The sequence below is a fragment of the Burkholderia sp. Bp9142 genome (assembly GCF_003853415.1).
Lineage (GTDB): Bacteria > Pseudomonadota > Gammaproteobacteria > Burkholderiales > Burkholderiaceae > Burkholderia.
The window spans coordinates 1-22,375 of the sequence record NZ_QTPP01000002.1; the positions used below are offsets into that span (position 1 = coordinate 1).

At 60.7% G+C, this 22,375-nt stretch carries 17 protein-coding genes; 14 read left to right on the plus strand and 3 right to left on the minus strand.

The features are described from left to right. The 11 genes from DIE22_RS02725 to tssJ form a co-directional block, all read left to right on the plus strand. On the plus strand, positions 1 to 465 hold a 465-nt coding region (locus tag DIE22_RS02725), incomplete at its 5' end, for an AAA-associated domain-containing protein (protein WP_185640530.1). Between the two features lie 751 nt (positions 466 to 1,216). Then, the gene (locus tag DIE22_RS02730; protein WP_185640531.1) at positions 1,217 to 3,568 is read left to right on the plus strand and encodes a type VI secretion system Vgr family protein; all 2,352 of its coding nucleotides are present in this window, start codon (positions 1,217 to 1,219) and stop codon (positions 3,566 to 3,568) included. Positions 3,569 to 3,573: 5 nt separating this feature from the next. Further along, on the plus strand, positions 3,574 to 5,895 hold the full coding sequence (locus DIE22_RS02735) for a M23 family metallopeptidase (protein WP_124604447.1): 2,322 nt from the start codon (positions 3,574 to 3,576) through the stop codon (positions 5,893 to 5,895). Then, positions 5,892 to 6,515, plus strand: a complete 624-nt coding sequence (locus tag DIE22_RS02740) for a hypothetical protein (protein WP_124604448.1) — start codon at positions 5,892 to 5,894, stop codon at positions 6,513 to 6,515. Before DIE22_RS02735 ends, DIE22_RS02740 begins: the two co-directional genes overlap by 4 nt. A gap of 39 nt (positions 6,516 to 6,554) precedes the next feature. Further along, positions 6,555 to 7,166 (plus strand): hypothetical protein, encoded by a 612-nt coding sequence (locus tag DIE22_RS02745; RefSeq protein WP_124604449.1) that lies wholly within the window; start codon positions 6,555 to 6,557, stop codon positions 7,164 to 7,166. 57 nt (positions 7,167 to 7,223) lie between these two features. Continuing rightward, positions 7,224 to 7,688, plus strand: a complete 465-nt coding sequence (locus DIE22_RS02750; RefSeq protein ID WP_124604450.1) for a hypothetical protein — start codon at positions 7,224 to 7,226, stop codon at positions 7,686 to 7,688. A gap of 108 nt (positions 7,689 to 7,796) precedes the next feature. After that, positions 7,797 to 7,979 carry a PAAR domain-containing protein gene (locus DIE22_RS02755; protein ID WP_311767726.1) on the plus strand — a complete coding sequence of 61 codons (183 nt, stop codon included), beginning with the start codon at positions 7,797 to 7,799 and terminating at the stop codon, positions 7,977 to 7,979. Continuing rightward, positions 7,979 to 9,316 (plus strand): hypothetical protein, encoded by a 1,338-nt coding sequence (locus DIE22_RS02760; protein WP_124604452.1) that lies wholly within the window; start codon positions 7,979 to 7,981, stop codon positions 9,314 to 9,316. Before DIE22_RS02755 ends, DIE22_RS02760 begins: the two co-directional genes overlap by 1 nt. Then, positions 9,282 to 12,827, plus strand: coding sequence for an ImcF-related family protein (locus DIE22_RS02765; protein ID WP_260426594.1), 3,546 nt, complete (start codon positions 9,282 to 9,284; stop codon positions 12,825 to 12,827). The genes DIE22_RS02760 and DIE22_RS02765 overlap by 35 nt, the downstream gene beginning before the upstream one ends. Next, the gene (tssF, locus tag DIE22_RS02770; protein WP_124604453.1) at positions 12,820 to 14,670 is read left to right on the plus strand and encodes a type VI secretion system baseplate subunit TssF; all 1,851 of its coding nucleotides are present in this window, start codon (positions 12,820 to 12,822) and stop codon (positions 14,668 to 14,670) included. The genes DIE22_RS02765 and tssF overlap by 8 nt, the downstream gene beginning before the upstream one ends. Further along, positions 14,640 to 15,197, plus strand: a complete 558-nt coding sequence (tssJ, locus tag DIE22_RS02775; RefSeq protein ID WP_260426595.1) for a type VI secretion system lipoprotein TssJ — start codon at positions 14,640 to 14,642, stop codon at positions 15,195 to 15,197. Before tssF ends, tssJ begins: the two co-directional genes overlap by 31 nt. A gap of 120 nt (positions 15,198 to 15,317) precedes the next feature. Here tssJ and DIE22_RS02780 read toward each other — a convergent pair whose 3' ends face one another. Next, entirely contained in the window at positions 15,318 to 16,196 is an 879-nt protein-coding gene (locus DIE22_RS02780) for a MurR/RpiR family transcriptional regulator (protein ID WP_124604454.1), read from the minus strand. A 364-nt stretch (positions 16,197 to 16,560) separates the two neighbouring features. Here DIE22_RS02780 and ggt point away from each other — a divergent pair, with 364 nt between their 5' ends. Beyond that, complete coding sequence (gene ggt / locus DIE22_RS02785; protein ID WP_124604455.1) at positions 16,561 to 18,312, plus strand: gamma-glutamyltransferase; 1,752 nt, start codon at positions 16,561 to 16,563, stop codon at positions 18,310 to 18,312. A 175-nt stretch (positions 18,313 to 18,487) separates the two neighbouring features. Further along, positions 18,488 to 19,816, plus strand: a complete 1,329-nt coding sequence (locus tag DIE22_RS02790) for a dicarboxylate/amino acid:cation symporter (protein ID WP_124604456.1) — start codon at positions 18,488 to 18,490, stop codon at positions 19,814 to 19,816. On the opposite strand, the gene DIE22_RS02795 is transcribed toward DIE22_RS02790, so the two are convergent. Further along, complete coding sequence (locus DIE22_RS02795; protein WP_124604457.1) at positions 19,813 to 20,202, minus strand: DUF3331 domain-containing protein; 390 nt, start codon at positions 20,200 to 20,202, stop codon at positions 19,813 to 19,815. The genes DIE22_RS02790 and DIE22_RS02795 overlap by 4 nt on opposite strands. Positions 20,203 to 20,233: 31 nt before the next feature. Next, on the minus strand, positions 20,234 to 21,535 hold the full coding sequence (locus tag DIE22_RS02800; RefSeq protein WP_124604458.1) for an NAD(P)/FAD-dependent oxidoreductase: 1,302 nt from the start codon (positions 21,533 to 21,535) through the stop codon (positions 20,234 to 20,236). Positions 21,536 to 21,683: 148 nt separating this feature from the next. Here DIE22_RS02800 and DIE22_RS02805 point away from each other — a divergent pair, with 148 nt between their 5' ends. After that, the gene (locus DIE22_RS02805; RefSeq protein WP_124604459.1) at positions 21,684 to 22,337 is read left to right on the plus strand and encodes a TetR/AcrR family transcriptional regulator; all 654 of its coding nucleotides are present in this window, start codon (positions 21,684 to 21,686) and stop codon (positions 22,335 to 22,337) included. Positions 22,338 to 22,375 lie beyond the last annotated feature (38 nt).

Here is a 22,375-nt window from a genome sequence, read left to right on the forward strand (position 1 = left end):
ACCAACCTGATGGCCGGCCTGATCGAGACGCTCGCGATGGCGCCGTACCACGGCCGCGCGGACATGCCGGAAATCGCTCGCACGCTGCATCTGGAGGTGGACGAGCTGTTTCCGATCGCGGAAGTGCTGCAGTTCCTCGGGTTTGCCGACGTGCGGGAGGGCGACGTGTTCCTGACGCCGCCTGCGCGCGTGTTCGCGGAATTCGGTACGCAGGAGCGCAAGCTGATGTTCGCCGATCATCTGCTGAAGCACGTGCCGCTCGCCGCACGGATCAAGAAGGTGCTGAACGAGCGCCCGGGCCATCGCGCGCCGCGCGTGCGTTTCGAGCAGGAGCTGGAGGATTTTCTGTCGGACGGCGCGGCCGAGGAAACGCTCGACGCGGTGATCGACTGGGGCCGTTACGGAGAAGTCTTTTCGTACAACGACAAGACGGAAGTGTTCAGTCTTGAGGATGTCGAGTCGTAAAGTCCGGGAGTAGATACATAGGGCGCGACGTCCATCCGTCATCGATGTCGCGCCGACGTCGGAGCCTGCTGCACAGCGCCGGCGGCGCTGCCGACGAGTCCGGCCGTGAAGGTGCCGGACAGCCTCCGAATAGTTGTTCGACCAGATCGGCAACGAACCCGAACGTCATTCTGGCTTCGGCGCAACGCCATGCCATGTCGGACATCTGATCGTTCTGCCGGTCTGCCGGTCCCGGTTAATCATCTCAAAAAATAGCGAGATCGAATCGCGACGATCGCGTGACAATTTTCTACATTGTTTGATTCGATTATTTTCCGGATTAATGGACCGGTATTGCAACGAGGTGCGCGGATTTAAATGATGTTTTATTGAATTCGTCTCGATCGCTCAATAACTCGAATTTCAGAGGGATTGATTTTCCGTGATGAGGAGTGGCACTGGAGGCGGATGCCATGCACCTATAGGATATGAGGCCTGCGGACACGTTGCCCCTTCCAAGGATTCAGCTCTATCGATGCCTTGAAAGGAGAGATGCTGAGATGGTCCAGGGCGAGAGAAATAAAAATAGAGTTAATTAAATGCGGCCCGATGTTTTGGGCATATCTTAAAAATAACGGATTATCAGGTCTGGGGCGGCGTGTGTTCATTTTCGTGAGCATATGCTTCACTGGCGAGAGCGTAGTGGCACTGCGTCCCCGATTGCATGAGTGGGCGAACGTGCCGGTTTCCAACCTCTCGTTCAATAGCAGCCATGCGAACCATTCAGGATGTTCTGAAACACCCCAGTTCGGTCGTTACCCAGCCTCTGCATCTGGAGATCGCGACGCTGGACGCGTCGATCTCCGTTCTGTCGTTCGTCCTGACCGAGGAAATGAATACGCGATTCCTCGCGGACATCACCGTGACGTCGCAGGACAGACGGATCGACGGTGCGACGATCGTCGGTCGGCCGGCGATTTTCACGATCGAGGAACACGCGTCCGTGCCGTCGATGGCGGGGTTGATCGATCCCGTTCAGCATGCGGCGCGTACCGTGCATGGCGTAGTAACGCGATGGACTCGCGTCAAAACGTCTCGCGACGAGGCGACCTATCAGTTACACCTGAAGCCGCGTCTCTCGCTGCTCGAAGAGGTGCACGATTCGGCCGTATTTCTGGACAAGTCGTTTCGCGAACTACTGACCGACGTGATCGTCGATCGCAATCTGTTCCAATCCTTCGATATCGAGTTCGAGCTGGAAGGGCTCGACGGGAAGCTGGAACAAACCGTGATGTACGAAGAGACAGTCGCGAACTTCATCGATCGGCATTGCCGGCGCGCGGGGATCTATTACTACTTCAAGCAGGCCAAGAAGGAGGACGGTCCGCAACGCGACACGTTGGTGTTCGGCAATACGCCGCGCGGTTATATGCGAGCGCTCGATGTGCCGTTGCTGCCGCATTCTGGTCTGGCGAGCTGGCACGAGGCGATTCTGACGCTGGAAGTCACGCGTGCGCTCGTGCCGCAGAAGGTGCGCGAATGGGATCACAACTATCGCGTACCCGACGACCCACTGCAGGTCGAATCGGTCGTGCCCGATGACGACCGCTCGGTGTATGGGAGCGTGAACCACAGCATCGAGCATTTCCATTCGGTCGAAGAAGGGCAGGCGCTGGCTGACGCGCGGCGTGACGAACTGCTTGCGCGGCAGATGCGGCTCGCGGGCACGAGTAACGTAATTGGCATGACGCCCGGCATGGTGGTGCGGATCACCAATGACGTGGTGCCGGAGGCGCCGCACGGGATGGTGATTACGCGGCTCGTCACGACGGGTAGCCGCAGCCAATCCGTGACCAATACGTTCGAAGCGATCCCCGCGCACCAGACCTACCGGCCGGAATATGTTCCTGAAAGGCACTGGCGATGGGTCACCGGCATGCTGATCGGTGTGGTCGAGTCCGGCGATGACGAGCCGTACGCGTGGATGGACGAGTACGGCCGCTATCGCATCAGGCTTCTGTTCACCCGGCACAGCGGCAAGCGCGGCACGAACAGCATGCCGTTGCGCCTCCTGCGTACGTCTGCGTCGTATCAAGGCGGCCTGCACATCCCTTTGCTGCCGCGGTCGGAAGTACGCGTCGTCGCGACTCAAGGAAATTGCGATCGCCTGCTTATCGCAGGAGCCCTGCATGACCATGCGCGTCGGGACCTCGTGCATGGCAAGGAGGGCTGGTACAGCCGCGCCGTGTTCCGCTCGCCATTGCTCGGCAACAAGCTGCGCTTCGAGGATCTGAAAGAACACGAGGGCATCCGGCTGGCGACGGTGTTCGGGCAGTCGTCGCTCAATATGGGCCATCTGGTCGACCGTGAGAAGAACAAGCGCGGCGAGGGCTTCGAACTGACCACGCAGAACTGGGGCACGGTGCGCGCGCCAAAGGGGCTGTTCGTCTCGGCAGACGCAGCCGGCGGGTCCGCGACGCAGCACCTCGATATGCCCGCCGCTGTTGCGCAACTCAAGGCTGCATTGCAGCGCGTAACGGATCTTGCGGCCGCGACGACGCAGGTCAAGGCCGAGCCTGCTGACCGCGCGACGCAGGCGGCGCTGCTCGACAGCCTGAATCAGCTTCGCGACGCGGGGCTGCTTGCCAGTGCCCCCGGCGGCATGGCGTTCGTGACATCGAAATCGGCGCAGCACTCGGCGGGCGAGAACGTGATCATCACCGCGGGCCGGGATATGGACGTGAGCGTCGTCAGGCGCCTGCGCATGGTGGCCGGTGATCTGATCTCGCTGTGTGCGCACAAGCTTGGCATCAAGATTTTCTCGAAAGGGAAAATCGAGTTGCAAGCACAACGTGCTCCGATGGATCTCTTCTCCGACGAGCAATTGCACGTGTCGAGCGCCAACGCGAATGTGCTCGTGAATGCCAAGACAAGGGCGATGGTGACCAGCGGCGGCGCGTCGATGACCATCGAGAACGGCAATGTCGTATTCAACTGTCCGGGTGAATTCCGTATCAGAGCGGCTTCGTTCACGTTCGAAGGGCCCGGCAATACGTCCATCCACTTGCCGCAACTGCCGGTGAGTGACTACCAGCCCAGCGTCAAATACAGCCACACACAGTAACGATCATGATCATCAGCCCTCCGTTTCTGCCCGAAGCCGGTCTCGCGGCCCCGACCGGGACGAACCCCGATCCGATGATGGATGCAGTAGACAAGTTCGAATGTGACCACGGCGTCTATCCGATTGCCTTTGATCGGCGCTGGCACTGCGGTGTGCATCTTCAGCCCGATACGAAGGGTAAGGTGCGCGCGATTGCGGACGGCGAGGTCGTTGCCTATCGCGTCTGTCAGCATGGGGTTGACGGCGGCGTGAGCCACACGGGTTTTGTGTTGCTCAAGCATACGACCGAGACTGGGGAAGGCCGCATGCTGACCTTCTATTCGCTCTATATGCATCTGATGCCGCTGGCGGAGTATCTGCAGCACAGTGCGAACGCCAAGGACATGCCCGAGTTCCTGCGCATGCCGACCGGTTCGGTGAACAAGGGGCAGGTGACGCCGGCGGTCTCCGGGGAGGGCAAGAAGGTCCGGCGCAAGGACGTGTTGGGGTGGCGTGGCGAGTATGAGGGCATGCCGCATTTGCATTTCGAAATCTTCATGTTGCCGGCGGATTTCGATGCGTATTTCGGGCGTACGCAACTGGGTAACAGTACGCCCACCCCGCCAACCGGAACGGACTGGTGGGGGCATGCGTATTTTGTCATTCCGGCAGGCAGCAGGTTTCGCCGTTTGCCTGAGAAGGCCGATGCCCGCAACAAGTTGCATGGGATTGAATTCAAGCCAGGTCAAGAGGGCTCAAATCCCCTGCCGTTGCTCGTTGAGAGCTACTTCAGCGTCGGCTCGAAATACACAATTGTCTGGAGCCTGGCGCATGACGGCACTCGCACGCTGCTCACACCGCAACCCGTCGAGGAAAAGGATTACGAATACGACCTGTACAAGCGTGCAACGGCGCTTTATCCGTCTTGTCCCAGCGACGGCTACGAGCTGCTGCGCTTTGGCCGCATCCTGTCCCCGTCCCAAACTCTGGCGGCAGATGCGCGCGCGACGTGGATGCAGGTCAACTGGGCGGCAGACAAGGTTGGCTACATCGATATCAATGATTCAAGCATCCACAAGTTCTCCGATGCGGACTTCCTGTCTTCCGTGGGTTGGCAGAAAGTCAGTGAGGGCAATACGCCGTTCAGCAGTGACGGACTGTGCGATGTGGATGCGCTGAAGAAGATGCTCAACGATGCTGCTTCGCACGAAGTGCCAGCGGTGACCGGGGAGGCGCCGGAAGCTCGCAAGATCAGAGCGCTGTCGACTGCCCCGGTACGGCGGCAGTTGCGCGGCCTTGTCTGTCACGCACCGAGTGAGTGGGATAGTACGAACAACGAGGGACGCTATGCGAGGCTGCTCGATGAGGGCGGCTTTTACCACGGTAATGAGAAGGGCTACAAGGATTTCTTGAAGTACCTGAAGGAAGTTCAGTTTTGGGACAAAACGGGGCTTTCGGCGGGGCAGAAGCTGTGGTTTTTTCATCCGCTTGCGTTTGTCAGGCATTTTAGAAAATCAACATGGTTTAGCAAAGAAGAACTTGCATTGATTTATTCGGATAGTCATATGTCTGCCGAGGCGGGTGCTACCCGGGAAAAGTACAGAAAATCCCTGAATTTTTCGCTGAGGAAATATGGATTGGTGAATTATTTGAGGCAATCTCATTTTTTGGGCCAAGGTGCGGTGGAGTCAAAATTTCTATGTGGTATGCAGGAATCGAGTATGGTAGGTAAGGTGACAGAGGTTGCAATTTATGGGGATCGCATAAATCCAATATCGGTAAAGTCCGAAAAAGATCTTGGGCATTGGTATGGGGAAATTCCCTCCGAAGAGGATCCATACTTTAGATTGACTAAGTACAGTTCAAAAGGCGGTCTCATAGCCTCATCGTATGATTGGCGATTTGGAAACTGTGATAAAGAGGATTCTCAAAAATTTCGTGGCCGTGGATTTAAGCAGCTTACATTTCGCAGTAGTTACTCGGATTATTGGTTGTATCGAGGCTGGATTCAGCAGTCGAGTTTTACTATTGCATGGTGGACTGATCCTCAATATGCGTCTAAAAATCGCGCGCTGATGAAGAAAATTCCTGCCCGTATTAATAATCCTCAAATTGTTGCCACCGAGCCGGAAAATTGCTTGGATTCCGGTGCTTGGTATATAACCTATCTCAGATCGAAGGTTGTTCGCGCCATTGATCAGGATAGTGTTTGTATGCCGAGAACGCCGGCTGAGCGCGTGAGAGAGGAGGCAATAATAAAAAATATTACTAGAGGAATCAACGGGGGGCTGGCAGGGATTGGTGATCGAATAAAATATACTCGAATGATCAAGGAGATTCTTCTTTGAAACTGAAAGTTCTCATGTTTGTTGGGCTCCTGGCTGCCTCAACTTTGAGTTGGTGTCGGGTCACTGCCGTTCCAAATGAGGGGGAGTATTTTAATTTATCTGTGCGTACGCCGGCGGGTAATTTTGATTGCTTAGTCGACAAAGATCCCGTAGAGCCTACACTGAGTTCCGATGGAAGCGCAGTTATCTTGGCTGGCACTGATTACATTCCTGTCAATGACTTAAATAATTGCAAGAATGGTGCGCCCGTTCATTCGCGGCGTGCAGCTCCGCATGTGAGCTTCCTGTCGGATATAAATATTAAGGCCGGGATTTATGCATCAATGGTTCCGATTACTGTTTCTCCTCTGAGTTTTGTGGCGGTTGTTGGAAGGATTGGGAGTGATAGGGGGTTGGTAGAAGTGCCAGGTTTCTACAGAGTTACTGCAAGCAAGTCAAAATTGAAAGAAGAGGCATCGTCGAATATGAACCCCGTTATATCGCTTGATGGAAGGTATGTGTCGTTGGGTCGGTATCGATGCGAGATAGACTCAAAAAACGACATCATTGAAATAAAGACTGGGAAATTGATTGGGGTTGATGGTGTGGCATGCGTTCGATTGTTCAATTGGAATAAATAATTTGATCGCGCGCTGATTTTTTTGTTGTGGGTGATGGGTATGATTAAGCGACTTTTATGTGGTGCGTTTTTAATTCTGATCGGCTGTACTTGCGTCGCATCTCCTTTGCATGCAAGGAAGGTTGTGTTGAATAATGGGGTCAAGGTGGATTTGCCGATTTATGAAAACAAGCGAATCGATTCGGATGGTTCTGTGTGTGTGGACGTGAGTCGCTTGAGGGTAACTGCGACCATATGCTTGCATGGAAAGTCTACCGATGATGTTGTCTGGAATAATGGGTTTATCAAATATAGAAACCTTCCTGCAGAGGGTTTAAGGCGAGTTCCTTTGTTGCCCGACGATGCCTTTGTATACGTAGAAGGCGGGTATAACGTTCTTTATCCGGCAAGAAAGAAGATGATTGGCGACTTCGTTACATATGACGCCGACAATGTGCTTTGTAAAGTCGATTCGAATGATGGGGAGAGGCCAGCAATTTGTTACGCTGCTGCATTGGTTTCAGTGAAAAGCCCGGGCGAGAATCCTGTGATTTTCGTTTCTGCAATTATTGAGCAACCACCCACCCCTGGCGGGAGGCTCAGTGAAAAGGCGGAGAATAAGGTGAGGGCGATCAATGCAATAATTAAGTCAATAAAATTGATGGGTAACTGATGTAATTGTCGGAGTGGTGTGTTGTTATAAGTGGGGTGTGTTTGGTTTGCGGTGTTTATGAGTATTTTTAGGGGTTTGGTGGCGGTTGCGATGCTGGCGATATCATTTTTTTCGCATGCTGCTGACTTTTCAAAAAAATTTTCCCCATCTCCTGGGGCTATCGCGGTGGTGGGAATTGAGGGTGGAAAATTGGATTGGAGGTTATCTGGAAAGAACGGCGTTAGACGCGGGGAGGTGAATTTCGACACAGAAAAACCGTTAATTATAAAAATTGGTAGTTATGATTTTAGTGGGCGTCTTGGTTTTTGGGTGTCGCACGCAGACGACGGGAAGGGGGTGTATCAAGTCGATCGGGTTTTTACATTTTCTCCTTCTTATAATGGATTTGTGGAAAGATTTCCGTCATGTGGTGATGAGTTTGTTAACCTTAGGGTGGATAAAAAGAGGCGTTGTCTGATGAGCACTTATTGGGATCGGAATATTCCTAAAACATGTGTTACTAGGTTGTCGATTGAAGAGTAAGGGCTACTTGATTTAAGTGAAAACATGCATAAAAAATCTCCGATCCGAAAAGGCGACGCGCTCGAACACGGCGGCGAGGTCGCCGGTGGCTCGCCGTGGACGATCTTCATGGGCAAGCCGCTTGCCCGCAAGGGTGATGATGCGACTTGCGACCTGCATGGACCTACCGTCATCGACGAAGGCGCCGACAAGTTCCCCGATCGCGACAACAAGCCATTCGCGCTTGATGGTCATCGCTGCGCATGTGCCTGTCGGTTGGTCTCGTCGCTGCCGAACGTCCACTTCGAATAATGCCCGTCGATCTCTCTCAGGCGGGACGCCCGAGCGCCTATCCGAGCCGTCCACGCTTCTGGCCGTGGTGGTTCTGCATCTGGCTGGCCTGCGCGGTGTTCGGGGCGGTGATTGCCTTGTTGATGTGGCCCAAGGGCGAGCGAGCGGGCAGCCCGTGGTTCTGGTTCTGCGTCTTCGGTATTCCGCACGGTTTTTTCGGCTTTCTCTTCGCGATCGAGCGTGCTCGCTATGAGGCCATGTGGTACCGCGCCTACCACCGCAACCTCCATCGCGACCGATGGCTGGCGGAGCGCGTCCGTGTCGCGCAGCAGCCGCTTCGGGTGCTTGGCGTTGGCTATTGCTTGCCCTTGAACGATCAGACGCTTGCTCAGGCAATCCATGCTGGCGTGCGTTTGCCGCGACAGCAGCAGCCCCGTTCTGGCGCAGGTGTCGTCGAGCATTGCCGCTTTGATGACCCACAGGAAATATTCGACGAAGCTGACGAAGTCGATGCGGTCGACGCAACTCACGAGACCGAGGCAGATGCCGTACTAGATGCGGTTCCAACGCGACCCGTTACTCAGCTTGCACTCAGGATCGCCGAGGCGCTCGAACCACTCGCCGCGAGCCTGCACGCGCTCACGCAGTACGAAGCCACCCACTGGCCGAAGGTGCGCATCCTGGCAGAACCTGGCGACGAAGCCTTACGCGAACAGGAGGTTCGCGACGCGCTGCAATTGGCCGGTCTGCCGCCCCTTACCGTACTGACCATACCTGCTTCGCGCGGATTGCTGGTGGCAGACGCATGGCTCGACGCCCGCGAAGCATGCCCGCTGCTCGTGATCGCAACGACATGGCATGAAAAGCTGCCTCCAACCGGCAGCACGGAAGGATGTGTCGCGATGCTGCTCGACGCCGGCTTCTACCGCCTACCAGAAGATGTGCCAGTGATGGCGACCCTGCATCGACCTGTCGAAGGCAAGGCCGACGAGATCGAGTACGGTTTCGCGAATGCCGTGATCTGGGGCCGGGCAGATTTCGATGCCGTGACGCGTGCCTGGGTCACGCGCGCCGTCAAGCGCTGCAATCAGGGGCTACGCATCGCGAACCTGGAGGCGCTTGCGAACGGCGACGCCCAATGCGACCTCGCCTACATCATGGGCGATTTTGGCAGTGCCAGCGGCTGGCTCTCTGTCGCCGCTGTTATCGAATGTGGTGCGGCCGACGCGCCGCAACTGATCATCGATGGCGTGCAGTCCGCCGTCATTCACGTGCTTCCCGGTCAACACGGGAAGGAATCTTCGTTGCCTGGACACGCTCAGCATGACCGATCCGAAACTGACCTTGCGGCCGTTTGACTCGGCTCCCGCTATGGAGTCTGCGCCCTCTGGGCGCCTCGCGCTCTGGGGCGTGGTTGTCGCGGCGCTGATCGCTGCAGCGTTCGCGATTGGCCTCGTATGGCACCGCGGCGACCTGTTCGATCTCGCGCCCGGTGTGGCCCGTATGCAAGTCGCGATCGCCATCAGCGTCGCCCTGATCGTATTCATCGCCATCCATCTCTGCTTGTTTTTTATCGGCGCATACGCCATTGCCGGACAGATGTTCCGCAGGGATATAGGTGAAACGACGAAGCCGCGGAAGCCGCTGAAACGCGATGCCCGTCTGCAACGCATGGTCGAGGAACTGCGTGCGTCGCAGGGCCTACGCTGGCGATACCGATCACCGTGGCTGATGGTGAGCGGTTCAGACACATTGATCGACCAGGTCGCCCCGGGCCTGAAGCGCGCGGGGGCGATGCCTGTCGGCAACGTGATTCTCGTGCACGCGGCGCCGGACGGCATCGAGGCGGGCACATGGCGCCGACAAATCCGCAAGCTGCGGCGCAGGCGGCCGGTCGACAGCGTTGTGCAGATCACGCACGTGGATGAATGCGATACCGAACTCCCGCGCGCACTCGCTGCGCTTGCGACCGACATCGGTTGGGCTGCACCTGTGACGTTCCTGCATACAGTGCCTGCACAAGGCGACAGACCTGAAATGTTCGAGGCGATCGGTGCGTTTCCGGGGCCGCCGTACCCGGGCGGGCAGCCGGCGCTGGCCCTGCGCGATCAGCTCGCCGCGATCGAGCGTGATACGGCGGATGCGGGCGTGCGGCTTTGCACAGCGCCCACGCGCGTCACCTATCTAGCCGAAATCTCGCAATACATCGGGAAACAGCGCGAACACATCGTCACCGGCTGGAAAGCGCTCCTTGCTTCGCACTGGCTGCGCGCGCCGCTGGCGGGGGTGATGTTCGCCCCTGTATTTGCGACGACAGCGGCGGTGCCAACTCCGGCGCCGATCGCGGCGGGTGCGAGTGAATCGATGACGCACCTCCCGATCGAGTTTCCGCCGCAACCGGCCGCACTGCTGCCGGCGTGGCGCGCAATCGCAAGCCGGCGGCGCATGGGTTGGCGCGTGGGATTTTACTGGCCGAACGCATTGGCGATGTGCCTGATCGGCGCGGCGATGGCGTGGTGCGTATGGATGACCGTGTCGTTCATTGGCAACCAGCAACTCATGCGCGATGCGAAGGCGGCAGCGAGCGCAGCGGTCGATGCGCGGCCGCAGACCGCCGCCGCGTGGCGTGCGCAACTGGCGCTACAACAGTTGATGGAAAAGCTCGAATACCGTCAGCAGCATGGCGCACCGTGGTACTTGCGGGCAGGCTTGTCGCGCAATGACGATATTCTCCGCGGACTCTGGCACCCATACCGACTCGCTGCGACCCGCAACTTGCAGGTGCCTGTGGTGCAAACGATCGGCGAGTTGCTGAAGGCCACGGATCAAGCGCGTGCCGACAGCCTTCAATCGCAGGAGACGCGGGGGAGCACCTACAATGCGCTCAAGGCCTACCTGATGCTCGGCGACCCGTCTCGCACCGATCCGGCGTTCCTGAAGCGCATGCTCGTCGCCTTGTGGTCGCGCCCCGTTGAGATGCCGCTGGGTGAGCGTGACGATACCGGCCGACGGCTTGCAGGTTTCTACGCCAATCACCTGAAAGCGCATCCCGAGTGGCGGATAGCGATGGACGACCGCGTCGTGACCGCGACTCGCAACATGCTGGTTACGCAGATGGGACTCGCGTCGGCTGACGACACGGTGTACCAACGCATCCTCGACGAAGTCAAAAACAAGTATGCCGACGCGTCGCTCGAAACGCTCCTGAATGGCGCCGATTCGCACGGGATGTTCATGGCGTCGCGAACCGTGCCGGGGGTCTATACGCGCGCGGCGTGGGACGGCATGATCGCCGCCGCGATCGACAAGGCTTCCGGCGACCGCCAGCTCAGCAGCGATTGGGTGCTGACTGGCACGCAGCCTCGGCTGACAATCGGCAACCCGCTTGGGCGGGGCACGATCCAATCCAACGCAATCGTCGATGAGAAACGCGCGGCCGAGGAACTGAAGCAGCGGTTGAAGGCACGGTATTTTGGCGAGTACACGGCTGCATGGCAGCGCATGCTGAACAGCATGCAGTGGCAATCGGCGTCCAATCTCAGTGGCGCGGTCGAACAGCTTTCTCGACTGGCGGATGCACAGACTTCTCCGTTGATCGCGCTGATGCAATCCATCCAATATCAGGCGGAGGCTGGGCGGCCGTCTCAGGCGCTAGCCGACACGCTGGTAAGAAAGGCGCAGAACCTGATCGGGGCGGACGAGCAGGCAGGGGCGATCGCCTTCAACCCGCTCGACACGCCGTTTGGTCCATTGCTCGGGCTGATGGGCGACACGGGCGCGTTGCCTGCAGCTGCAAATGGAAAGAGCACCATGCCAGCCAACATCGCGCTGAACGGCGTGAGCCTGTCGCGTTACCTGACGGCGGTCACGACGATGCGGTTGAAGCTGCAACAGATCGCGAGCAGTTCCGACGCGCAGGCAATGGCCCGATCGCTCGCGCAGGCGGTGTTTCAAGGCAAGTTGTCGGAACTGTCCCAGGCGCGCGACGATGCGGCGCTCACGGCCGCGAGCCTGGGTACGGCGTGGGCGGGTTTCGGCGATACGGTCTTCGCGCAGCCGCTCGAAGCTGCTTGGCAGACCATCCTGCAGCCGGCCGCAGCGAGCCTGAATGAAGCATGGCGAGGCAGTGTTGCCGCGCCATTCAACGCGGCGATGAGTGGCCGCTATCCGTTCTTCGATACGCAGGCCGATGCGTCCTTCGCCGAGCTTGGCCGCTACGTGCGGCCCGATACCGGACTGATTTCGCGCTTCGTCACGACACAGCTGGCCGGCGTGATGAAACTCGAGGGCGACCATTGGGCGCCAAGTGAGCTGGCACCGCAGGCGTTGCAGTTCGATCCCAAGTTCCTGAGTGCCGTTCGGCAGTTGTCGACGATTGGCGCGCAGCTCTACGTGCAGGGTGACGCGAGAGAGAAATTCGACATCATGGCGCTGCCGACGCCAAAAGTGACGCGCTCGGCGCTGTCGGTCGATGGCACGCAGGTTATCTATTTCAATCAGCAGGAGCGCTGGACGCCGCTGGCGTGGCCCGGCAATGGCCTGAGCGGGCACGCGGGGCTCTCATGGCAGACGCTCAACGCCGGCCTGCGACAGGCATTCGATTCGACTGGCGACTGGGCGTTCCTGCGTCTGCTGAGCCAGGCTGACATCAAGCAGCTTGATAGCACGCGCTATCGACTCACGTGGAATGCCGGAAGTGACGAGCCGCTGTCGTACGTGTTGCGTACGCAGGTCGGTGCCGGGCCGATCGAACTGCTGAAACTGCGCGGATTCCGCATGCCGGATCGCATTTTCGTCGTCGGCAAGGCGGGCGCTGCGTCGACGATGCCGCTCCTGCCGCGCTGCCACCGGATCTCCAGCCATGAGTGAAGACAAAGACAAACCGACGATGCCTGAACGGGGCGGTTTCGGTGCGGAGGACGATCCGTACCTGCGCTACTTCGACGCGGAGATGCGTTACTTGCGCGAAGCGGGTAGGGAGTTTGCGAAGTCCCAGCCACAAGGCGCGCGTCGAGTAGGAATGACGATGCCCGGCGCGCGCCACGATAGTGTTGAGCAGACCTACGAGGGCTTTGCGTTCCTCACGAGCAGGCTGCGAATGAAACTCGACGATGCGCTGCCGGAAATCACCGATCCATTGCTCGATCACCTGTGGCCGCATGCAGGCCGCACGATTCCGTCGCTGGCAATCCTCGAGTGCATGCCGCGTGCCGGCGAAGCGCGGATTCTCGATACGCTGCCGCCGGGGTTGCAGGTCCGTTCGACACCGGTGGGACCGGACGGGACGATATGTGTCTACCGAACCACTCAGCCGATACGCCTGCTACCGCTCAATGTGTGCGAGGCCGGCGCGCGCGTGCGCGAGGACGGTCGTACGGTGATCCGGATCGCGTTCGACCTGCTGCACCGTGAGCAGCGGTTGTTGGACGACCTGTCGCGTATCCGCCTGCACCTGCATGGCGACCGGTCGACTGCATCGGCGCTGTACGCGGTTTTCACGCGCCAGGTCGAGTCGATCGGTGTGCGCATGCCGCGCATACTCGACGGCCAGCTACAACCACGACCGGCGATGACTGTCGAGGCGGCTGGCTTTGGTGCGCAGGCACGACTGTGGCCGATCGATTTTGCCGCGCGCGGCGCAGATTTCGATCGCGAGCAAACGATGCTCGAATATTTCGCGTTCCCCGAGAAGTTCCACTTCGTCGACTTGTGCGGTTTCGACGCGGCAAGTGTGCCGCCGGGCGAAACGCGCATCGAATTCGATATCGTGATCCGGGATCGAATTCCCGGTGACGTCACATTCGGCGCGGACAACATCCGGTTGTTCTGCACGCCGGTGATCAATCTGTTCGAACTGGACGCGCAGGCAATCCGACCCAACATACACGATCGCGACTATCCGGTGCGGGCTCCGGCGTCGGCCGGCGAGTACGTCGAACCCTACGACGTATTGTCAGCCGTGGCTACCGATCCGCGCACCGCCAAGCAATACGTCTATCAGTCGATCAAGGAGTTCCGGCACCGCGGCGGGATGATCCGACACGAGTTGCCGGATCGGCACTACCACGCGTCGATTCGACAGGGCGTGACGGGCCAGCGCGAGATGATCGTGACGTTGGGTGGACATCTCTGGGATGAACCCGGCAGCTTGCCCGACGGGCACGTAACGGTTCGGGTGTTGGCAAACAACGGGCGCTTGCCGCGTATGGCGCTGGGTGAATCGATGATTGCGACGCCTGCTTCGACCTTTAACGGCGTCGAACGGGTGCGCAACCTGACGGCCCCGACGATGCCGCTGTATCCCCCGCGCGGTGGCGACTATGGCTGGCAGGTGATTTCTCACTTCAATGGGGCCGGCACAACCGAGTTGAACATGATGGACGCGAATGTGCTGCGCGGCGCGCTGTCGTTGTACGACTGGACCCGACAGGACGATAACCGACGACGTATCGACGCGATTCATTACGTTTGGCTCGACGAGGAAACGGAGCTGGCGGGGGCGCGTGTCGATCGCATCGTGAATGTAAACGTTGGGGTCGAGCCATCGGGTTTTGCCGGGCCGGGTGACGCCGCGCTGTTCGGCGACGTACTCAGCTGCTTCGTAGGCCGCTACGCGTGCTTTCATTTTGCAGTCCGGCTCGTTCTGTACGAAGGCGTGGGCGGCCCCATCAGGCGCTATCCATGTACGATCAAGACAGGAGACTGGTTGTGACACCGCAAACAAATCGGATAACGCGAAGCGTTCGATTGGCGTGTGCTGCTGCGACGACAGCAGCATTGTTGTCTGGCTGCGGCATGTGGCAATTGGTGAATGAGACGACCACCGACATGACGCGCGCGATTTTCGTCGCGAAGGTCAAGCAGATGAATTTCGTGATCGAAAGCCGCTCCGCTCTCAACGCGAACGAGCAAGGACAATCGCTGCCGGTTGTGATGCGCGTCTACCAGTTGAAGGATGCGAAGGCCTTCGAGAACGCAGCTTACGTCCAGCTGATCGATAACGACAAGGCATTACTCGGGGGCGATTTGCTCGGCAGTCTGGAAGCCACGCTTGCGCCTGGCGCCACGGTGAGGCTGTCTGCGCCAATGGCGAATGACGCGCAAGCCGTGGGTGTTGCGGGGTTCTTCCGTGGTCAGGGCGGTGCCGAGTGGCAACTGGTGATTCCGAAGTCACGGTGGAAGAAGACGGATCCCGTCAAGCTGGTCGTGACGGGTAACCGGATAGAGCTGGTGCCATGAACGAAGTATTGCGGCGATGCTTCGAGCAACGCTTTAATGGTGCGGGTTGTAGTTTTTAATCCAAGTTGCAAACACCGCGATGTCGAGAGCTGATACCCGCGCCTGAATGACGTCCCGCCGTCATTCGGGCAGATCCCACTGGTTTGCATCCTGCCCGGTCCCGCCGGTACTGAGCCGCTCGATCTTCTCCATCCGCTGCCGCGCCAGTTCGGGAAGCCGGTTCGTCACGCCGATCACCAGCGCTTCGGCGAGCGCGAGCGCGGGCACGTTCGTCTGCAGCATCGCGAACGGGCGTCCCTGGATCCGCAACACGATCTCGGCGAACGCGCTGATCGGCGAGCGCCATTCGTCGGTAATCAGCAGCACCCTGACGCCGAGCTGGTGCGCAGCCTGCGCGAACCGGATGCTGTCCTTCTGGTAGCGGCGGAAATCGAAAATGACCAGCACGTCGGCAGACCCCATGTCCGTCAGCGTGACCGACGCGAGATTCACGTTCGGCTCGACGTACTGCACATGCGGGCGCGCATACGCGAGCGTGAAGGAAAACAGCGACGCGAGCGGCGCGGTGTAACGCCCGCCGCCGCAGAACACGCGGAGATCCGGATCGGCCAGCAGCGTCACCGCTTCGTCGAACGCCGCCGCGTCGAGTTCCTCGATCGTCGTGGCGAGCGCTTGCGAGAGCCGCTGGAAGATCGCTGAATTACTGTCGCGCATCCCCGATTCCGAGTGGAACGCATCCATCCGCGCGAGCGGCGAATTCATCGCGGTGTCGATCTCGTCGTGCAACGCCTGCTGGAACGACGAGTAGTTCGGAAAGCCGATCCGCACGACGAAGCGAAACACGGTCGGGTCGCTGACTTCGGCTTGCTTCGCAAAGCTCGCGATCGGCCCGAGACCGAGGCTCGGATAGCGATCCAGCAGCGCATGCGCGACCTTCTGTTCCGACGGCGTGAAGCTATCCATCTGGGATAGCAGCAACGCCCTGATGCTTGTCCCCATCGGGCACTCCGGCTTGCTCGTATCTGAATGACAAACGGCAGACATATGTCTGCCGGCGACTCCATGCATGTTAGCCGATCGACGGCCTGCGGGCCGTGTACGACTGCAGTTTAGAGGGACGCATCGCACCACCTTCAATCATTCACATGTGTAATAAAACAAACATTCAAAGCAACGGTGAACCGTCAGATATCGCGGAATGGTTCAGTGATAACCCTAGGTTTTTGAATAAAAATCCCGGTGATATGATCGCGGCCTCGCTGGAATGTACTGTTCATTACATGCCTGATCAGTAGCGTTGGCCAGCCCTCGGGGCCGGTCGCGCATCACGGCATGGCCGGTTATTCGTCTGGAGGATTCCGTCATGAGGCGGCTCGTAGTACTCACCCTGTTGTCTGCCATGAGCGCGTGCGTGCTCGCCGCTTCGGAACCCGCGGTGGAAGCGAAGAACGGCATGGTCGTGTCGTCGCAGCATTTCGCGTCGCAGATCGGTGTCGACATCCTGAGGAAGGGCGGCAACGCGGTGGACGCCGCCGTGGCGGTCGGCTACGCGCAGGCGGTGACCAATCCGTGCTGCGGCAACATCGGCGGCGGCGGCTTCATGACCGTGCATCTGGCCGACGGCCGCGACCGGTTCATCAATTTCCGCGAGACGGCGCCGGCCGCGGCATCGGCGAACATGTATCTCGATGCGAAGGGCAACGTCATTCCGGACGACAGCCTGTACGGCTATCGCGCGGTGGGCGTGCCGGGCACGGTCGCCGGTCTCGACCTCGCGCAGCGCAAGTACGGCAAGCTGACGCGCAAGCAGGTGATGGAGTCGGCGATCCGGCTCGCGCGTGACGGCTTCGTGCTGACGCGCGGCGACACGGACATCCTCGACACGACGATCGAGCGCTTCAAGAAGGATCCGGAAGCCGCGCGCATCTTCCTGCGCCCGGACGGCACGCCGCTGCAGCCGGGCGACCGCCTGGTGCAGAAGGACCTGGCGCGCACGCTCGAGCGTATCGCGGAGCAGGGCCCCGAGGCGTTCTATCACGGCGAGATCCCGAAGATCGTCGAAGCGGCCGCGAAGCGCGGCGGCGGCCTGATCACGGCAGCCGATTTCGCATCGTATCGCGCGCAGGACGTCACGCCGCTGACCTGTACGTATCGCGGCTACGAGTTCGTGTCGGCGCCGCCGCCGAGCTCGGGCGGCGTGACGATGTGCGAGACGCTGAACGTCCTCGAAGGCTATGACCTGCGCAAGATGGGCTACCAGTCGGCGTCGGTGGTCCACTACATGACCGAGGCGATGCGCCATGCATACGAGGATCGCAACACGCTGCTGGGCGACCCGAACTTCATCGACAATCCCGTCGCGAAGCTGACGAGCAAGCAGTATGCAGCCGAGATCCGCAAGCAGATCAGCGGCGAGATGGCGACGGCGTCGGTCGACGTGCAGCCGGGCGTCGGTGTGCACGAGAAGCCGGAGACGACCCACTATTCGATCGTCGATCACGACGGCAACGCAGTGTCGACGACGTACACCGTCAACGGCCGCTTCGGCGCCGTGGTGATCGCGCCGGGCACGGGTTTCTTCCTGAATGACGAGATGGACGACTTCACCGTGAAGGTCGGCGCGCAGAACCTGTTCGGCCTCGTGCAGGGCACGCGCAACTCGATCGCGCCGGGCAAGCGGCCGCTGTCGTCGATGGCGCCGACGATCGTGAAGAAGGACGGCAAGGTGTTCATGGTGGTCGGTTCGCCGGGCGGCTCGCGCATCATCACGATCACGCTGCAGACCGTTCTGAACGTGATCGACTACGGGATGACGCCGCAGGATGCGGTCGGTGCGCCGCGCGTTCATCATCAATGGCTGCCGGACGAGGTCTATTACGAGACCCGCGGGCTGTCGCCCGACACGCTCGCGATCCTGCACAAGATGGGCTACAAGATGGTCGAGCAGACGCCGTGGGGCGCCGCCGAGCTGATCATGGTCGGTCTGCCCGGCACCGAAGCGGCGAGCCGCCAGAGTTCCGGTAACGACTCGTCGGTCTCCGGCAATGTACGCGTCGGCTACATATACGGCGTCAACGACCCGCGCCGCCCGGCCGGATCGGCGATCGGTTACTGACGGGTACCGACCTGATCCGATTTGATCGCATCACGCTGAACCGTTGCAACCGGCGTTCGCCATCGCGCGAGCGCCGAAGCAGCGATAGGGCGCACGACCGGCCCGCAACGCACACCGTGGCACGGCACCGGCGCGGCGTTTTCTTCCATTCCTGCACCGTGCGTCGAGTACCGTTATGAACAAACGAATGTCCGCGGCAGTCTGGATCCTGCTCGCAATGGCGGCCGGCATCTTCATCGGCTACATGATCTACACGCAGTTTCCGGACAAGCAGTCCGCGACGGAAATCGCCGGCTACATCTCGCTCGTGTCCGACGTGTTCCTGCGGCTGATCAAGATGGTGATCGGCCCGCTGGTGTTCTCGACGCTCGTCGTCGGCATCGCGCACATGGGCGACGCATCGTCGGTGGGGCGTGTGTTCGTGAAGGCGTTCGGCTGGTTCGTCACCGCATCGCTGATCTCGCTGCTGCTCGGGCTGCTGATGGCGAACCTGCTGCGCCCCGGGGAAAACCTCGGCCTGCCGCTGCCCGACGTCGGCGCATCCGCGCATCTCGCGACGTCCAAGTTCACGCTGAAGGATTTCGTCAGTCACATGGTGCCGAAGTCGATCGCCGAGGCGATGGCGAACAACGAGATCCTGCAGATCGTCGTGTTCTCGATGTTCTTCGGCGTCGCGCTGTCGGCGCTCGGCGAGCGCGGCAAGATCCTCGTTGCCGCGATCGACCAGCTGGCGCACGTGATGCTGAAGATCACCGGCTACGTGATGAAGCTCGCGCCGCTCGCGGTGCTGGCCGCGATGGCGTCGACCGTCGCGATCAACGGACTGTCGATCCTGCTGAAGTTCGCGGTGTTCATGGGCGACTTCTACGTGAGCCTGTTCCTGCTGTGGAGCACGCTCGTGGCCGCCGGCCTGCTGTTCCTCGGCCGTCGTGTGTTCAAGCTGCTGGCGCTGATCAAGGAAGCGTTCATGCTGTCGTTCGCGACCGCCAGTTCCGAAGCCGCGTACCCGAAGATCCTCGACGCGCTCGACCGGTTCGGCGTGCGGCGCAAGATCTCGAGCTTCGTGATGCCGATGGGCTATTCGTTCAATCTCGACGGCTCGATGATGTACTGCACGTTCGCGTCGCTGTTCATCGCGCAGGCGTACAACATTCATCTGTCGCTTGGCACGCAGGTCACGATGCTGCTGGTGCTGATGCTGACGTCGAAGGGAATGGCCGGCGTGCCGCGCGCATCGCTCGTCGTGATCGCGGCGACGCTGCACCAGTTCGACATTCCGGAAGCGGGGCTGCTGCTGATCCTCGGCGTCGACACGTTCCTCGACATGGGCCGCTCGGCCACCAATGCGGTGGGCAACTCGATCGCCAGCGCGGTGGTCGCGAAGTGGGAAGGCGAGTTGATGTCGGAGTCCGAAGCGAGGGCGCATGCCGCGCATCTCGATGCGGAACTGGAACGGCAGAACGGCGATCCGGCTTATGGCGCCGGTCGGGCGACGTCCGCTTAAGCGGCGCACGCCTCGTCGAGGGACGCCGCCAGCACCATCGCGGCGGCGTTGCCCGGTGCCGAGCCGAGCAGTTGTGGCGCATAGACGCTGTCGCCGGGCGCGATCGGCCGCCCCGACAGCGCGCAGACGCCGCGCTTGCGCGTCGTGAACAGCCGCCACTTCTGGTAACCGTAGTGGCCGGTGCACGCGTCGCGCCACGAAATCATCACGGTGTCGGCGGTGGACCGCTCGAGCACGCTGATGGTCGGCTGGCTCGTCGCGTCCCACGACGGCAAGCGGTCGCGCGTGACGCTGCGCCGGCGCGGCGCGACCCATGAGACGGACGGCATGTCGAAGCTGCCGATCGCGGCGACGGTCCTGAGCCAGGCGGCTGCACTGTTGCTCATGTCTGCTTTCCTCGAAACGTTACGCAATGTATCAAGACAGGCGGATGCGCGGCTGCACGCAGCCGTTGATCCGTTCGGCGATCCACAGCAGCGTCGCCTTGGGGAACCCGTGCAGCGCCTGCTGGTGCCGCCGGTACAGCATCAGATGGCTGAACTGGGCGAAACGCCCCTGGATGAAGCCGCCGCGGAAGAACCCGAATTGCCCGAGCGTGCCGAATGCGTCGTAGTCGCTGATCGACACGAGCGCGCCGAAATCGTGGAACGCGAACGGTGGCAACGGCTTGCCGTCGAGCCACGCGGGCAGGTGTTTCGCGAGATGCTCGGCCTGCTGGGTCGCTACCTGAGCGGTCGGCGGCAGCGGCCGCTCCTGGCCGTCGGGTTGCAGGCTCGCGCAATCGCCGATTGCGAACACGTGTTCGTCGGCCGTGGCCTGCAGCGTGGGCCCGACCATGATCTGGTTCGCGCGGTTCGTATCGAGCCCGCCCAGCGCCTGCATGAAATCGGACGCCTTCACGCCGGCCGCCCACACCATCAAATCCGCTTCGGCAAACGAACCGTCTCCATAGTGGAAGCCGTTCGCATCGGCCGACGTGACGCGCGTCGACGTCAGAACGTGAATGCCGATCTGTTCGAGCCGGCGCTGGGCGGACGCGGAAATCCTCGGCGGAAACGCGGCGAGGATGCGCGGGCCGCTTTCGAGCAGCGTCAGCTGCAGCCGCTCGCGTACCGTCGCATCGCCATACGCCTGCGCGACTTCCAGCAGCCGGCTCAGCTCCGCTGCCAGCTCCACGCCCGTCGCGCCCGCACCGACGATCGCGACGCGAAACGGCTCGTCGCGCGCGACGCTGCGGAATACGCGCATCCGCAGCGCTTCGTTGAAGGTTTCGGCCTGCTGCTGGCTGTCGATGAAGTAGCAGTGCTCGCGCACGCCCGGCACGCCGAAATCGTTGGCTTGGCTGCCGAGCGCGAGGATCAGCACGTCGTATTCGAGCTCGCGCGCGTCGAGCAGTAGTTCGCCGTCCGGCGAGCGGATCTCGCTGAGCTGCACGCGGCGGCGCGCGCGATCGAGCCCCTTCAATTCGCCGGGCTGGTACGTGTAGCCGTGGTCGCGCGCGTGGGCGAGGAAGATCACCTGCTGTTGCTGCACGTCGCGTGTGCCGGCCGCGATCGTGTGCAGCATCGGCTTCCACACGTGGGTCGGGCTGCGGTCGACGACGGTGACCTGCGCGCGCCCGCTACGGCCAAGGCGTTCGCCGAGGCGGGTCGCGAGCTGCAAGCCGGCGATTCCGCCGCCGACGATGACGATACGAGCAGGAGAAGTTGGGGTTGTCATGGATAAATCATCACGTGATGAATAAGGTATGATCCTAGCGCTTCCCGGCTTCGCGTGTCAACGGAGCGGGGCAAGGCGGCCGGCTCCGGCGACGCGAAATCGGGGCACGAACACGGGCGTTCGAATCAATCAACAGGAGCAGGAATACGTGGCAGAAGTCACTGAGTGCGCGCCATCGAAGCGACGCACGCGCGGGCGGCCGCTGGCGGACGCGTCCGTCGGTCCGGACGTGATATTGCGAGCCGCGCGCCGCACGTTCGCGAAGCGCGGCTACGATGCGACGAGCGTGCGTGAGGTCGCGCGCGAGCTGGGCATCGACGCGGCGCTGATCGCCCATCATTTCGGCACGAAGGAAACGCTGTGGCTGGCGGTCGTCGAGCAGATCGCCGAGCTGGCCGAGCCGATGTTCGATGCGTTGCGTGCGCTGCGCACGTCGTCATTGCCGCATCACGAGCGCGTGCGGCACGCGATCGAGCTGTGCGTCGATCACGAATTCGACGAGCCGGACATCGGCATGTTCTTCTCGACGGCGGCGACCGAGGAGGGCGCGCGGCTCGACCGGCTGCGGGAGCGGCTCGTGCGTCCGTATCACGACGCGATGTTTCCGCTGCTGGCGGAGGCTGTCGACGCCGGCGCGATCCACCCCGTCGATCCCGATGTGCTGTTCTTCATGATCGCGAGCGCGGTCGGCACGACGGTATCGTATAGCCACCTGATTCTCGAGTTCACGTCGTTGCCCACGCGGCAGGATGCGTTCCGGCAGGCCGTGCTCGACGTCGCGCTCAACTTCCTGCTCGACTGAGCGCCGCGCGCGCGACGCGCGCGATCACGTCGCCGTCA